14 protein-coding genes are annotated in these 13730 nt (G+C 59.5%); 11 read left to right on the top strand and 3 right to left on the bottom strand.

All coding sequences use genetic code 11. The annotated features are described in order from the left end of the window. Nucleotides 1–6 precede the first annotated feature (6 nt). Both ACR0KC_RS06725 and ACR0KC_RS06720 read right to left on the bottom strand, forming a co-directional pair. On the bottom strand, nucleotides 7–651 hold the full coding sequence (locus tag ACR0KC_RS06725) for a CatB-related O-acetyltransferase (RefSeq protein WP_170397291.1): 645 nt from the start codon (nucleotides 649–651) through the stop codon (nucleotides 7–9). Continuing rightward, a complete protein-coding gene (locus ACR0KC_RS06720; protein ID WP_480754444.1) occupies nucleotides 651–1256 on the bottom strand; it encodes a flavin reductase family protein in 606 nt (201 codons plus the stop codon). The genes ACR0KC_RS06725 and ACR0KC_RS06720 overlap by 1 nt, the downstream gene beginning before the upstream one ends. Before the next feature lie 72 nt (nucleotides 1257–1328). On the opposite strand from ACR0KC_RS06720, the gene ACR0KC_RS06715 reads away from it, so the two are divergent. The 5 genes from ACR0KC_RS06715 to ACR0KC_RS06695 all read left to right on the top strand — a co-directional run bounded on the left by ACR0KC_RS06715 (nucleotide 1329) and on the right by ACR0KC_RS06695 (nucleotide 4379). After that, nucleotides 1329–1823: a GNAT family N-acetyltransferase gene (locus ACR0KC_RS06715; protein ID WP_480737445.1), complete on the top strand. Its 495-nt coding sequence runs from the start codon at nucleotides 1329–1331 to the stop codon at nucleotides 1821–1823. Nucleotides 1824–1876: 53 nt separating this feature from the next. Beyond that, nucleotides 1877–2644 carry an EcsC family protein gene (locus tag ACR0KC_RS06710; protein WP_480737293.1) on the top strand — a complete coding sequence of 256 codons (768 nt, stop codon included), beginning with the start codon at nucleotides 1877–1879 and terminating at the stop codon, nucleotides 2642–2644. 80 nt (nucleotides 2645–2724) lie between these two features. Beyond that, a complete protein-coding gene (locus ACR0KC_RS06705) occupies nucleotides 2725–3210 on the top strand; it encodes an NUDIX hydrolase (protein ID WP_480612780.1) in 486 nt (161 codons plus the stop codon). 71 nt (nucleotides 3211–3281) lie between these two features. After that, nucleotides 3282–3737: a DUF1178 family protein gene (locus ACR0KC_RS06700; RefSeq protein WP_480612782.1), complete on the top strand. Its 456-nt coding sequence runs from the start codon at nucleotides 3282–3284 to the stop codon at nucleotides 3735–3737. A 3-nt stretch (nucleotides 3738–3740) separates the two neighbouring features. After that, a complete protein-coding gene (locus tag ACR0KC_RS06695; protein WP_170424264.1) occupies nucleotides 3741–4379 on the top strand; it encodes an SDR family NAD(P)-dependent oxidoreductase in 639 nt (212 codons plus the stop codon). Here ACR0KC_RS06695 and ACR0KC_RS06690 read toward each other — a convergent pair. Then, nucleotides 4373–4729, bottom strand: a complete 357-nt coding sequence (locus tag ACR0KC_RS06690) for a hypothetical protein (RefSeq protein ID WP_170397277.1) — start codon at nucleotides 4727–4729, stop codon at nucleotides 4373–4375. The two genes, ACR0KC_RS06695 and ACR0KC_RS06690, sit on opposite strands and share 7 nt — an antisense overlap. A 155-nt stretch (nucleotides 4730–4884) precedes the next feature. Between ACR0KC_RS06690 and ACR0KC_RS06685 the strand changes: the two genes are divergently transcribed. The 6 genes from ACR0KC_RS06685 to ACR0KC_RS06660 all read left to right on the top strand — a co-directional run bounded on the left by ACR0KC_RS06685 (nucleotide 4885) and on the right by ACR0KC_RS06660 (nucleotide 13710). Continuing rightward, on the top strand, nucleotides 4885–6123 hold the full coding sequence (locus ACR0KC_RS06685; protein ID WP_480705545.1) for an aspartate kinase: 1239 nt from the start codon (nucleotides 4885–4887) through the stop codon (nucleotides 6121–6123). A 45-nt stretch (nucleotides 6124–6168) separates the two neighbouring features. Then, entirely contained in the window at nucleotides 6169–8412 is a 2244-nt protein-coding gene (ptsP, locus tag ACR0KC_RS06680; protein WP_170397273.1) for a phosphoenolpyruvate--protein phosphotransferase, read from the top strand. A 165-nt stretch (nucleotides 8413–8577) separates the two neighbouring features. Next, on the top strand, nucleotides 8578–10023 hold the full coding sequence (gene zwf / locus ACR0KC_RS06675; protein ID WP_480705542.1) for a glucose-6-phosphate dehydrogenase: 1446 nt from the start codon (nucleotides 8578–8580) through the stop codon (nucleotides 10021–10023). Between the two features lie 2 nt (nucleotides 10024–10025). After that, on the top strand, nucleotides 10026–11831 hold the full coding sequence (edd, locus tag ACR0KC_RS06670; protein WP_480587035.1) for a phosphogluconate dehydratase: 1806 nt from the start codon (nucleotides 10026–10028) through the stop codon (nucleotides 11829–11831). Between the two features lie 4 nt (nucleotides 11832–11835). Next, on the top strand, nucleotides 11836–12468 hold the full coding sequence (gene eda, locus ACR0KC_RS06665) for a bifunctional 4-hydroxy-2-oxoglutarate aldolase/2-dehydro-3-deoxy-phosphogluconate aldolase (RefSeq protein WP_223117696.1): 633 nt from the start codon (nucleotides 11836–11838) through the stop codon (nucleotides 12466–12468). A gap of 51 nt (nucleotides 12469–12519) precedes the next feature. Continuing rightward, a complete protein-coding gene (locus ACR0KC_RS06660; protein ID WP_480705540.1) occupies nucleotides 12520–13710 on the top strand; it encodes a pyridoxal-phosphate-dependent aminotransferase family protein in 1191 nt (396 codons plus the stop codon). Nucleotides 13711–13730: the final 20 nt, after the last annotated feature.

Raw genomic sequence — 13730 nt, 5'->3', positions numbered from 1 at the left:
GCCGCCTTATATCTCGGAAGCAATGCGCTCCAACGCATCGATATTGCCTGAAAGCAAGGCATCTTCGGCCCGAGTGATGGTTTCTGCGGGCCAATCCCACCATCGCAAGTCTTGCAGCCTTTCAATCACATCGCGATCAAAACGATAGCGCCGGACTTTTGCCGGATTGCCGGTAACGACTGCATAGGGTGGAACCTGACCCCGCACGACCGAGCCTGCGCCAACAATCGCGCCATTTCCGATCTGCGCTCCGGGTAAAATCAAAGCTCCGTAACCGATCCAGACATCGTGCCCGATAACGGTATCACGTGTATCAGGCTGGTAGCCTGACATGCGATCCGGATCGAAGATTGGAAATGGAAAGCAGGTCAAGCCATCGGTCGCGTGATTTGCGGAGGCAGTGATAAACCTTACTCCATGAGCGATTTGGCAGAACTTGCCCAGCATCAGCTTTTCTTCTGAAAAGGGAAACAGATACGGTGCAAGCCGCTGCGCCCAGTCCTTCGGTGCATCGAAATCCGACGCATAAGTGTAAGCTCCTGCCTCAAAGCGGGGATGATCGATGGCCTGAGACAGAAACACTGTTCCGTTGTGGCTAGAGCCGTCGGGCAGAACAATCGGATATCTGCGTGTAGGATCAGGCAGTGGCATTAGTCATCCGGGCGTGAAAGGCTGAACAATTCTGTCACCACAGAATAGTCCCGATAACCCAACCGCGCGAGCGGGTTGAATGAGGTCACGTCAAGTTTGCCGTCACGGATGTGGTCATCGTGCAGGTGCACACCAGTGACCTCTCCGAACACCACCCGATTGGACTCACCCGGCAGAGTTACGATCTGAGTAAGTTTGCATTCCAGCGCTGCGGGCGCTCCCTCGACCCGAGAGCAATTTATGGTTTCGCATTCAACTGGTGTCAGCCCAGCATGAGCGAACTCGTCGACGTGCTTTTCCAAACCCTCTGAGCTGGCATTCATTGCGTCGCGATGCGCATGGGCCACCACGTTGACGCAGAATACCTTCGTGGCCTCGATGTTGGCGATGCTGTCCTTGCCGCCATCCTGATCGTGTTTGGAGCCGGTTGAGGCGAACATCACCTGAGGCGGTGTATAAGCGACACCATTGAAGAAGGAATACGGGGCCAGGTTGTTGATCCCGTCAGCATCGCGCGTCGAAATCCAGCCGATCGGGCGTGGGGTTATGATGGCGTTGAAGGGGTTGTGTGGCAGGCCGTGGCCGTCTTCGGGGCGATAGAACATATGGACTCCAAGCGTTTGCCCAAGGCCTATCGAAGTGCTAGGGCGATTTCCAGCAAGGATAAGAGGGCGCGCGTGCAGCAATTCAAGATCAGGCCGGAAGAGCCGGAAGACTGGTGGGAGGTCGAAGCGCTCTATGACCTGTGCTTTGCTCCGGGGCGCGAGGCGTTGTCGTCTTATCGTCTGCGTGATGACGTGCCGCCTGTCGCTGGCCTGTCGCAGGTCGCGCGCGATGGGCAGGGCATTCTGGCTGGTGCAATCCGGTTCTGGCCCGTGCATGTGGGTGAACATGACGCGCTGCTGCTAGGTCCAGTGGCGGTCCACCCGACCCATCAAGGCGAAGGGTTGGGCGGATATCTGATCCATCAGGGGGTAGAGGCCGGGCGCGCCAAAGGGTGGGATCGCGTCATGCTTGTGGGCGATGCGCCCTATTATGCCCGGTTCGGGTTCACCCCGCTGACGGGTGTCGAAATGCCCCCGCCCACCAACCCTGATCGCATACTGGGTTTGGAACTGACCCCCGGAGTTTGGTCCGGAATTCAGGGACTTGTTAGTCGCTGGACCCGTTGACCCATTGAAAACCCGCTGCAAAGTCCCGATGTTTTCAGGACAGGAGGGCACAGATGCAGGACGTGGTTCTTGTCGAAAAACTCGATCCCGAGGCCGAGCTTGATCGGCTTGCGCAGCTGTATGGTGCGGCAGGTGGCGTAGGAGTGAATCTGCTGAACAAGCTTGGTGGTTCGGCGGAATCCTTATTGGATCAGTTGCCTAAACCGGTGCGAGAAGGTCTGACCGAAGCAACCGAACAGGCGCTTTGGCTTGCCATGCATGCGGCCGAAGGCTCTCGGCGTGCCGTGCCGGACCAGAAACCATGGGTCAACACAGTCTTGACTACTGCCATGGGCGCAGCCGGAGGTCTGGGTGGAGTGTCCACAGCACTTGTCGAGCTGCCCGCGACAACCGCCATGATGCTGCGCGCGATCCAAGGCGCAGCGATGCGGGAAGGGTTTGATCCGACCGCCGAGAACGTGAAATTCGACTCGATCCGAGTGTTGTCAGCCGCAGGTCCTTTGGCCGAGGATGACGGGGCTGATCTGGGCTTTTTCTCAATGCGCATGACCCTGACCGGACCGACCATGCAACGCCTCATTGCGATGGTGGCGCCGCGCCTGTCCGTAGTGCTGGGCCAGAAGCTGGCGGCGCAGTCTGTACCGTTGCTTGGGGCGCTTGCCGGGGGCGGTACAAATTTTGTCTATACTCGCTACTACCAGCAGATCGCGCATGTGCATTTTGGGCTGCGTCGATTGGCGATTGATGCCGACATCCCTCATGACGAGCTGGTGCGGCGCTTGTCGGGGCGGATGGCTCTTAATAAGGGCGCTTTCCCGTAAAGCTTGGCAGACTTTGCCGGATATGATAAATATCACTTTATAAACCGCAACATAAGCGGAGCGAGCAGTGGATATGAACCGTGTTTGACGGGCGCAGTAGTGGTGCGATTGCCGGGCTTTCGGCAGAAAACCTCTCCCTTTCCGGGGCGCTGCCTGTTTATGCTCAATCCGCTGCGCTTTGCTATCGAACCAATGATGACCTGCCAGAGATTTTGTTGATCACAACGCGCAGGGCGCGGCGCTGGATCATCCCGAAGGGGTGGTTGATCAACGGGCTGACCCCGTCTGAAACAGCCGCCCGCGAGGCCTGGGAAGAGGCTGGTGTTTTGGGGCAGTGCGGAAGCGAAAGCCTTGGTCGGTTTGCCTATATCAAGAACCGGCCTGGCAAGCCATCGGCGCTGTGTCTAGTTGATGTGTTTCCGCTGCATGTGCAGCGATCCGAGGCGCATTTTCCCGAAGCGGGTGAGCGCAGGCGCAAATGGGTTTCGCCCAAAAAGGCGTCATCGAAAGTGGCGTCGCCTGATCTCGCCGCGCTTTTGGGTGGATTCGGGCTGCACCGGCAGTAGCGCGACAAGATCAAGACTTGATATTGCCATGTTGGTCGGTATCTATTCGCCAACCGGATTTTGGATGTGATATGATTCAATACGCATTGAAATGCAGCAATGACCACAGCTTTGACAGTTGGTTTCAATCCGCAGCCGGCTTTGACAAACTGTCAGCGGCCGGGTTGGTAACCTGCGCGGTCTGCGGCTGCGACAAGGTGGAAAAGGCGGTGATGACACCGCGTGTCCGGCCTGCGCGCAAGGCGGTGACCGAGGTTGCACCAGAGCAGCCTTCTGCGGATGAGATCAGCATGGCAACACCTTCGCCCGAGATCGCTGAGGTCCTCAGCGAACTGCGTCGAAAGGTCGAGGAAAACTCGGACTATGTGGGCAAGGATTTCGCCAAAGAAGCCCGCAAAATCCATCTGGGGGATGCGCCCGAGCGCGCGATCTATGGTGAGGCCAAGCCCGAAGAGGCGCAATCGCTGATTGAAGACGGCGTGCCGGTCGCACCGTTGCCGTTTGTTCCTAGCCGGAAGACCAACTGACCCATGCACATCGTTATTACGGGCACGAACCGAGGGATCGGGAAATCCATTGCGGATCAGTATCGTGCAGAAGGTCATGAAGTGACCGGAACTGCCCGGGACGGTAGCGCAGATATCGTGCTGGATGTCACGGACCCAGAACAGCACGCTGCAATGGCCGAGCAACTGCGAGGCCGCCAGATTGACCTGCTGATCTGCAATGCGGGCGTTTATCTGGACAAAGGACACGACATTAGTGGCTATCCCGCCGAGATGTGGGCGCAAAGCTTCGCCGCCAACGTGACAGGCGTGTTTCTTACCATCCAGTCCTTGTTGCCGAACCTGTGTACCGCGCGGGGGCGGATCGCCATCGTTTCGTCTCAGATGGCGTCACATACGCGCGCGCCGGGTGGCAGCTATATCTACCGTGCGTCAAAGGCGGCGGCGCTGAATTTGGGCCGCAACCTAGCGACTGACCTACAGGCGGATGGCATTGCGGTGGGAATCTACCATCCGGGCTGGGTGCAGACGGACATGGGCGGATCTGCAGCAGAGATCACGGTCGATCAGGCGGCAAACGGCTTGATCGAGCGATTTGCGGCTCTCTCGCTCGATACTACCGGTTGTTTTGAAACCTGGGATGGTCGGGCGCACCCTTACTGAGAGTTCAGGGCCGCTTTGGGGATTTCGTAGACTTCACCGGGATCAATGAAGATCACCATGATATCACCGCGTGTCTCATAGGTCAGTTTCGATGTCGAACTGCTGGAATCCGGCACGCCTTTGGTGAAGTAAATCCGCCGGACCTCGCCAGTGTTCAACTGAACCGCCAACGTCGCCGTTCCATCTTCGCGCTTCCGCAACTCGGCTGGACAACTGGCCAGTGTATCACCCGCTAATGCAGCGCATGGAACGGTGCCTAATGAGTTCTCGCCATCCGTTCCCGATAGGGTGGCCACTTGGGCATTTGCGGCAGTCGAAACCAGGCTTAGGGCAAGGGCAAAGCGGAACATTGAAATCCTCGTGGAATAAGACTTTGACCGAACGCTTACACCACGCACGACCAAAGTAAAGCACTGCGGTGCAGACTTTGCCCACTTGCCCTTGCGCCCCCCCTCGCATAAGAGGCACGGGATCAGAAATTCAAGGCGCGGAGACACTAGCCCCCATGCCCGTACTCGTGATGAAATTCGGCGGCACATCGGTCGCCAATCTGGACCGGATCCGCCGTGCTGCCAAACGGGTTGGTGTCGAGGTAGCCAAAGGCTATGACGTCATCGTCATCGTTTCGGCGATGTCCGGCAAGACCAACGAGCTGGTGGGCTGGGTCGATGAAATCTCTCCGCTCTATGACGCGCGCGAATATGATGCCGTTGTCTCCTCTGGTGAAAACGTTACAGCTGGCCTGATGGCGCTGACCCTGCAGGAAATGGACATCCCGGCGCGCAGCTGGCAGGGTTGGCAGGTGCCGCTGATCACCAACGGTGCTCATTCAGCGGCCCGGATCGAAGAAATCCCGCCCGAGAATATCAACCAGAAATTCGGCGAAGGGATGCGCGTTGCGGTGGTCGCGGGCTTCCAGGGCATCAGCCCCGAAGGTCGCATCACCACGCTGGGTCGGGGCGGTTCGGACACCACTGCGGTGGCTTTTGCTGCCGCTTTCGAAGCCGAGCGCTGCGACATCTATACGGATGTGGACGGTGTCTATACGACCGACCCGCGCATCTGTGAAAAGGCGCGCAAGCTGGACAAAATCTCGTTCGAGGAAATGCTCGAACTGGCCTCGCTGGGGGCCAAAGTGCTTCAAACCCGCTCGGTCGAGCTGGCGATGCGCTACAAGGTGAAACTGCGCGTTCTTTCAAGCTTTGAGGAACAAGCCGACGAGGCCGGTACACTGGTCTGCGACGAGGAGGATATCATGGAATCCAATGTTGTGGCCGGTGTGGCCTATTCCCGCGACGAAGCCAAGATGACCGTCGTTTCGGTGGCGGACCGTCCCGGCATCGCCTCGATCATCTTTACCGCGCTCAGCGACGAGGGCGTGAACGTGGACATGATCGTCCAGAATATCTCGGACGAAGGGCGCACCGACATGACCTTCTCCTGTCCGACCAATCAGGTCTCCCGCGCCGAAAAGGCATTGCTGGCGATCAAGGATCAGGGTGAGCTGAACTACGCCGAACTGGTTGCGGATGAGGATGTTTGCAAGGTCTCAGTTGTCGGGATCGGCATGCGCTCGCAATCCGGTGTTGCGGCCAAGATGTTCAAGATTCTCTCGGATGAGGGGATTAACATCAAGGTCATTACAACCTCCGAGATTAAAATTTCCGTCCTGATCGACAGGAAATACATGGAACTTGCGGTTCAGGCACTGCATGATGCCTTTGAACTGGACAAGGCGGCCTGAGCTTTCAGCCAAGTGTCCTGTCTGAAACCGTAACGTGGGTGGGCCATGGCGGAAGGCACGGAAACAGAATCTCGCAAGTTGCTGGGACGGCTGCGCGAAGAAATGGCGAGCGAAGCCGCCGGTCAGGAACGTCTTGACCGGATCACGCACCTGATCGCCGACAGTACCGGTCGCGAAGTTTGCTCGATCTACCTGTTTCGGGATGAGGATACGCTTGAACTGTGCGCCACCGAAGGTCTGTCCCCAGAAGCGGTGCACAAGACGCGGATGCGTATGGGCGAAGGGCTGGTCGGTCGCGTCGCCAAATCTGGCAAGGTGGTGAATACGGCGGACGCGCCCTCGGCCAAGGGCTTTCGGTACATGCCGGAAACCGGCGAGGAACGGTATTCGTCCTTTCTTGGTGTGCCGGTACAGCGTCTGGGTCAGAAACTGGGCGTGCTGGTGGTTCAGTCCCGGGACGCGCGCGAGTTTTCGGCGGATGAGGTTTATGCGCTGGAAGTTGTCGCGATGGTTCTGGCCGAAATGGCCGAACTGGGCGCGTTCGTCGGCGAAGGCGCGGCCTTGTCACCGCTGCACCAGCAATCGGTGCAACTTACCGGTGGCCCGGCGCAGGAGGGATCTGCTGAAGGCCATGTCTGGCTGCATGAACCTCGTGTTGTTGTCACCAATCCCATTGCCGAAGACCCGCATCGTGAGCGTGAGCGGCTGACCGAGGCAGTTGAAGAGCTACGCGTCGGCGTCGACAAGATGCTTGAGATTTCTCAGGGCGGCGACAAAGAGCAGTTGCAGGTTCTGGAAGCCTACCGGATGTTCGCCAACTCCAAGGGTTGGATGCGCCGGATGGAGGAGGACATCGCTCTTGGTCTCAGCGCAGAGGCGGCGGTCGAGAAAGAACAATCTCAGGCGCGGGCCCGCATGGGGCAGGTCACCGATCCGTATTTACGTGAACGGTTGGCCGATCTGGACGACCTCAGCAATCGGTTGCTGCGAATTTTGACTGGACAGGGTAACGGAAATGGGGCTGACCTGCCGCCCGATCCGATCCTAATTGCGCGAAATATCGGCCCCGGTGATCTGCTTGAATATGGCCGTTCTCTCAAAGGGATCGTGTTGGAAGAAGGCTCGGTCGGAAGCCATGCCACTATCGTGGCGCGCGCGTTGGCGATCCCGTTGGTGGTGCATGTAGGCCGCATCACCACCGAAGCCCTGAACGGCGATCACATTCTGGTTGATGGCGATAGCGGTGTCGTTCATCTGCGCCCCGAAGACACCGTCGTTAGTGCATTCCGTGACAAGATCGCGATGGAGGCCAAAGCGCAGGAGCGCTACGCCTCGATCCGTGAAACGCCCACCGTTACTCAGGATGGTGCGCGAATCAACATGGTGATGAATGCGGGCCTGATGGCCGATCTGCCCTCACTTAGCAATTCTGGTGCCGAGGGAGTGGGCCTGTTCCGCACTGAGTTGCAGTTTCTGATCCGCAATCAGATGCCCAAGCGATCCGAGCTGGTGACGCAATACAAACGGGTTCTGGATGCTGCGGGCGAAAAGCGTGTGGTGTTCCGTACACTCGATATCGGGTCAGACAAAGTTCTGCCCTATATGAAGCATGTGGAAGAACCGAACCCTGCGCTGGGCTGGCGGGCGATCCGGGTGGGTCTGGACAAGCGCGGCGTGATGCGGATGCAGTTGCAGGCGCTGATCCGGGCCGCCGATGGCCGCCCCCTGACGATCATGTTCCCGTTTGTCGCGCAGGCTGACGAATTCCGTGAGGCGCGCTGGGAGGTCAAGAAAACGATCGAGCGTGAACGGCGCCTGGGCCATGTTCTGCCTGAATCGCTCGAAGTGGGGGCGATGCTGGAAACGCCTTCACTTGCCTTTGCGCCGCAGAAGTTCTTTGACGAAGTCGGCTTTATCTCGATCGGTGGGAACGACCTGAAACAGTTTTTCTTCGCCGCCGACCGCGAAAATGAACTGGTTCGCCGTCGCTACGATACTCTGAATGTCAGCTTTCTGAGTTTCATTGAACGTATCGTTGAGAGATGCTCGATCTCGGACACACCGCTCAGCTTCTGTGGCGAAGATGCCGGCCGCCCGGTCGAGGCGCTGTGTCTCGCGGCCATGGGCATCCGTACCCTTTCGATGCGCCCGGCCTCAATCGGGCCGGTCAAAAGCCTGTTGTTGCGGTCGAACCTTCAGGATGTGCGTAAAATTATCGCCGATGCCCGCCATCGTGGAGAACAATCCGTGCGTCCGGCGGTGATGGACTGGCTGCGGACGCAGTCCTGACTGATCTTCCGCGATGCCAGCTGCAAATCCGCGCTTGATTTTTGCGCTCAGGTTTTCTATTCAGCCGATGAATGTTAGCGATAACATAGCTAATGACGCACATGCGTTTTAATCCCGGGCTGAAACCTCGCTTATGCTGGCGGGGAATTCGAAAGGAGCCTTGCAATGGTCTCACGCGTAATTCCGGTAGATCCGTTCGACCTGGTGTTGTTCGGCGCGACGGGCGATTTGGCGCAGCGTAAAATCCTGCCGGGCCTCTATCATCGCTTCGAAGTCGGCCAGATGCCTGAGGATGCGCGCATCATTGGAACCGCCCGATCCGACATGGACAGCGACGGGTTCCGTGAACAGCTGCGTGCGTCGATGCAAGAGTTTGCGCCGGGTTTCAAAAAGGATACGCTTGATCGCTTTCTGACCCGCGTCGAGTATGTTCCGGTAGATGCGCTTGGCGATGCGGGTTGGTCTGACCTTGCGAAAACGCTGCGACCGGATGTGGTACGCGCCTTCTATCTGTCAGTAGGCCCAAGCCTTTTCTCGGGCATCGCCCAACGTCTGAACGAGTACGGCCTGTCCACACCTGACAGTCGTATCGTGGTCGAGAAACCCTTTGGTCACGATCTGGCATCAGCCAAAGCGTTGAACGAAGGGCTGCGGGCCTGTTTTGAAGAACATCAGATTTACCGGATCGATCATTATCTGGGCAAGGAAACCGTGCAGAACCTGATGGCGCTGCGCTTTGCCAACTCGCTTTTCGAACCGCTTTGGAATGCCACCCACGTGGATAATGTTCAGATCACGGTGGCCGAGACCGTGGGTGTCGAGGGGCGCGGCGCCTATTACGATCAATCCGGCGCGATGCGCGACATGATCCAGAACCATCTGGTTCAATTGCTGTGCCTGACGGCGATGGAACCGCCTTCGAAATTCTCACCCAACGCGGTGCGCGATGAGAAAGTCAAAGTGATCGAAGCGCTGGAGCCGGTGGAACCCAAGGATATCGCTCGTGGTCAGTACCGCACCAAAAAAGGGGGCGATGGCTATCTGGATCACGTCGGCAACCCCGCCAGCCGTACCGAAAGCTTCATTGCGCTGAAGGCGCATATCGGCAACTGGCGCTGGGCCGGTGTCCCGTTTTATCTGCGGACCGGCAAGCGCCTGCGCGCACGTGAATCCGAGATTGCAGTGTTCTTCCGCGACCCGCCGCATACGATTTTTCCGAATGTCGGCCCATTGCATGGCAACGTGCTGGTGATCCGCCTGCAACCGGACGAAGGCATCACGCTCCGCACCACCATCAAGGAACCGGGGCAGGGCGGGTTCCGCCTGTCCGACGTTGCACTCGATATGAGTTTCGCTGATGCGCTGGGCGACGACGGCCAATCCCCGGATGCCTATGAACGCTTGATCATGGATGTCATCCGCGGCGACCAGACTTTGTTCATGCGCGGGGATGAAGCCGAGGCCGCATGGGCCTGGGTCGATCCCATCATTCACGGCTGGGAAGAGCGTGGAGATAAGCCCGCGAAATACGATCAGGGCAGTTCGGGGCCCGAAGAAGCATTGATGCTGATGCATCGCGATGGGCGCCGCTGGCGTCAGATCGGAGGGTAATCATGGTCAACACAGTTATATCCGACGTCACCAAACGCATCATCGACCGCAGCGCCGATCTGCGTGGTCCGCATCTTGAACGAATGGAGCAGGCCAAATCCAAGGGCCCTGCGCGTGCGCACCTGTCCTGCAGCGGGCAGGCCCACGCCTATGCCGGGGCGGGCGAAGATCAGGACTCCATGGCCACCGGCACGGCTGGCAATCTGGGGATCGTTACCGCCTATAACGATATGCTCTCGGCCCATCAGCCTTTCGAACGCTACCCGGCCCTGATCCGCGATGCGATCCGCGCAGCAGGCGGCACAGCGCAGGTTGCAGGCGGCGTGCCAGCCATGTGCGACGGCGTCACGCAAGGCGAGGCGGGGATGGAACTCTCGCTGTTCTCGCGCGATGTGATCGCGCTGGCGACCGGAGTGGCGCTAAGCCACAACACTTATGACGCCGCCGTTTTCCTGGGCGTCTGTGACAAGATCGTGCCCGGCCTGATCATCGGCGCGCAAGCCTTTGGGCATCTTCCTGCCGTCTTCCTGCCTGCAGGTCCGATGACCAGTGGCCTGCCGAATGACGAAAAGGCCAAGGTCCGCCAGAAATTCGCCGCCGGAGAGGTGGGCCGCGAAGAGCTGATGAAGGCCGAAATGGCCGCATATCACGGCCCCGGCACCTGCACCTTCTACGGAACTGCCAACACCAACCAGATGCTGATGGAATTCATGGGCCTGCACCTGCCAGGGTCCAGCTTCATCAACCCCAACACCCCCCTGCGCGATGCCCTGACCGAGGAAGGCGCGCGCCGCGCCCTGTCTCTCAGCGCGCTGGGCAATCACTACACACCGGTCTGCCAGATCCTTGACGAGCGCGCTTTCGTCAATGGCATCGTCGGCCTGATGGCCACCGGCGGTTCCACCAACCTACTGATCCACCTGATCGCCATGGCGCGTGCCGGTGGTATCGTGCTGGACTGGGAGGATTTTTCCGACATCTCCGCTGTCGTGCCTTTGGTCGCGCGCGTCTATCCCAACGGTCTGGCAGACGTGAACCACTTCCACGCTGCGGGTGGCCTGGGCTTCGCCATCGGTACGCTGCTGGAAGATGGCTTGCTGCACCCCGATACGCTGACTGTCGCGGGGCAGGGCCTGCACAACTACACCAAAGAACCCAAGCTGAAAGACGGCGAGTTGGTCTGGGAAGAGGGCGCGGGCCACAGTCTGAACGAAAAGATCGTTCGCCCGGCCAAAGACCCGTTCCAACCCACGGGCGGGCTCTCTCGCTTGACGGGCAATCTGGGCACAGGGGTCATGAAGGTGTCGGCTGTAGCACCTGAACACCAAGTGGTCGAAGCGCCCGTGCGTGTATTCCACGACCAGAACGCCGTTAAAGCCGCTTTCAAAGCCGGAGAATTCACCGATGACGTCATCGTTGTTGTTCGCTTCCAAGGGCCAAAAGCCAACGGTATGCCTGAACTTCATTCGCTGACGCCGATCCTGTCGATCCTGCAGGGCAGGGGGCAGAAGGTGGCTCTGGTCACCGATGGCCGTATGTCGGGCGCATCCGGCAAAGTGCCCGCCGCCATCCATGTCTGCCCCGAGGCGCTGGATGGTGGACCGATCGCCTATCTGCAAGACGGTGACCTGTTGCGCGTTGATGCGGTCAAGGGCGAGTTGGAAATCCTGACCCCCGGTGTTCTCGACCGCAATCCGGCCACCGCCGACCTTACGGCAAACCAACACGGTGTTGGCCGTGACCTCTTCGGCGCCTTCCGTCAGAATGTCGGCTCAGCCGACACCGGCGCCAGCATTTTCGGAGTGTAACCCAATGTCCAAAACCCAACGCACCCGCGAGATCTGCGCGCTGGCCCCGATTGTTCCAGTCCTGGTCGTCGACGACGCGGCCCATGCGCGCCCGTTGGCCGAAGCTTTGGTCGCCGGTGGCCTCCCGGCGCTTGAAGTCACCTTGCGCACTCCCGCCGCGCTCGCCGCGATCCGCGCCATGGCCAACGTCCCCGGCGGTGTTGTCGGGGCGGGTACACTGGTCACGCCCGAAGATGTCCGCGCTGCCAAAGAGGCTGGCGCTCAGTTCGGCGTCTCCCCCGGTGCGACCGATGCCCTGATCGCCGCCTGCGAAGCCGAAGGTCTGCCCCTTCTCCCCGGTGCGGCTACTGCAAGCGAAGCCATGGCTCTGCTGGAAAAGGGCTATGACATGCTGAAATTCTTCCCCGCCGAGGCCTCAGGAGGGGCTCCCGCCCTAAAAGCCATCGGCGCACCGCTACCGCAGATCACCTTCTGCCCAACTGGTGGCGTATCGCCGTCAAATGCCCTCGATTACCTGTCACTGTCGAATGTTGTCTGCGCCGGCGGCAGCTGGGTCGCGCCGAAGCAGATGGTTCAAAACGGTGATTGGTCCGGGATCGAAACACTTGCCCGCGAGGCCGCCAGTCTGCTGGATTGACGCCGCAGGGCAAGACGCTAGGGTAGGCCTCAATTCAAACAGGTTGCCCTCATGACAAACCAAACCTCCCTCGCGCATGGGCGCGAGTATCTGGCCATCCCCGGCCCTTCGGTCATGCCCGATACGGTGCTGCAAGCGATGCACCGTCCGTCGCCCAATATCTATGACGGTGAATTGATCGAGATGATGCCCGCGCTCACCCGAGATCTGAAACGCGTTGCCGGAACTCAGCACAACGTCGCCATCTATATCGCTAATGGTCACGGTACATGGGAGGCTGCGCTTTCCAACGTCATTGCACCCGGTGAAACCGTGCTTGCCCCGGCCTCTGGCCGCTTCACCCACGGTTGGGCCGAGATGGCCGAAGGAATCGGCGCCAAGGTTGACCTGATCGATTTCGGCATGTCCTCGCCCTGGGATCTTGACCGCATCGCCGAGGCCCTGCGTAACGATACCAGCCACAAGATCAAAGCGGTCCTTGCGGTCCACGTCGATACGTCCACATCGATCCGCAACGATATCCCGGCCTTGCGAGCGTTGCTCGACGACATTGACCACCCAGCTTTGCTGATGGCTGACTGCATCGCGTCGATGGGCTGCGACCGGTTCGAGATGGATGCCTGGGGTGTCGACGTCACTGTCACGGCTTGCCAGAAAGGGCTGATGACCCCGGCGGGCACCGGCTTTGTCTTCTTCAACGACAAGGCGCAAGCCAAGCGCGCCACAATGCCCCGCGTCTCGCATTATTGGGACTGGCAACCACGCGCCAATCCAGATCTGTTCTATCAGTATTTCAACGGCACCGCGCCAACCCACCACCTGTATGGCCTGCGCGCCGCGCTCGACCTGATCCATGGCGAAGGGATCGAACAGGTCTGGGCCCGCCACGAACACCTGGCAACGGCCATCTGGGCCGCCTGTGAAATCTGGGCGCAAGGTGGCGCGCTGCATTTCAACGTCGCCGACCCGGCCCATCGCAGCCACGCGGTCACTGCCCTCCGCCTGACCGAGGGGCGCGGCACGCCGCTGCGCAGCTATACCGAAACCCAACTGGGTCTGACGCTGGGCATCGGTCTGGGAATGGAGGATTGGGATGGCTGCTTCCGCCTTGGCCACATGGGGCACGTAAACGCTCAAATGGTCATGGCCATGCTGGGTGGCGTCGAAACCGCTATGGCTGCGCTCGATATACCCCGTGGTCAGGGTGCGCTCGAAGCCGCCGCCGCGACGCTGGCCGGATAAGCCCGATCCGCCTCTTCATC

This window comes from Ruegeria sp. CF3 (assembly GCF_056537365.1).
The sequence above is the reverse complement of the archived record's forward strand: the minus strand, read 5'-3'. Positions and strand labels throughout refer to the sequence as shown.

What these genes read in the sequence shown, in the direction of transcription:
- ACR0KC_RS06725 (WP_170397291.1), bottom strand. Translation starts at nt 651, where the DNA reads ATGCCACTGCCTGATCCTACACGCAGATATCCGATTGTTCTGCCCGAC.
- ACR0KC_RS06720 (WP_480754444.1), bottom strand. Translation starts at nt 1,256, where the DNA reads ATGTTCTATCGCCCCGAAGACGGCCACGGCCTGCCACACAACCCCTTC.
- ACR0KC_RS06710 (WP_480737293.1), top strand. Translation starts at nt 1,877, where the DNA reads ATGCAGGACGTGGTTCTTGTCGAAAAACTCGATCCCGAGGCCGAGCTT.
- ACR0KC_RS06700 (WP_480612782.1), top strand. Translation starts at nt 3,282, where the DNA reads ATGATTCAATACGCATTGAAATGCAGCAATGACCACAGCTTTGACAGT.
- ACR0KC_RS06695 (WP_170424264.1), top strand. Translation starts at nt 3,741, where the DNA reads ATGCACATCGTTATTACGGGCACGAACCGAGGGATCGGGAAATCCATT.
- ACR0KC_RS06690 (WP_170397277.1), bottom strand. Translation starts at nt 4,729, where the DNA reads ATGTTCCGCTTTGCCCTTGCCCTAAGCCTGGTTTCGACTGCCGCAAAT.
- ACR0KC_RS06685 (WP_480705545.1), top strand. Translation starts at nt 4,885, where the DNA reads ATGCCCGTACTCGTGATGAAATTCGGCGGCACATCGGTCGCCAATCTG.
- ptsP (WP_170397273.1), top strand. Translation starts at nt 6,169, where the DNA reads ATGGCGGAAGGCACGGAAACAGAATCTCGCAAGTTGCTGGGACGGCTG.
- zwf (WP_480705542.1), top strand. Translation starts at nt 8,578, where the DNA reads ATGGTCTCACGCGTAATTCCGGTAGATCCGTTCGACCTGGTGTTGTTC.
- edd (WP_480587035.1), top strand. Translation starts at nt 10,026, where the DNA reads ATGGTCAACACAGTTATATCCGACGTCACCAAACGCATCATCGACCGC.
- eda (WP_223117696.1), top strand. Translation starts at nt 11,836, where the DNA reads ATGTCCAAAACCCAACGCACCCGCGAGATCTGCGCGCTGGCCCCGATT.
- ACR0KC_RS06660 (WP_480705540.1), top strand. Translation starts at nt 12,520, where the DNA reads ATGACAAACCAAACCTCCCTCGCGCATGGGCGCGAGTATCTGGCCATC.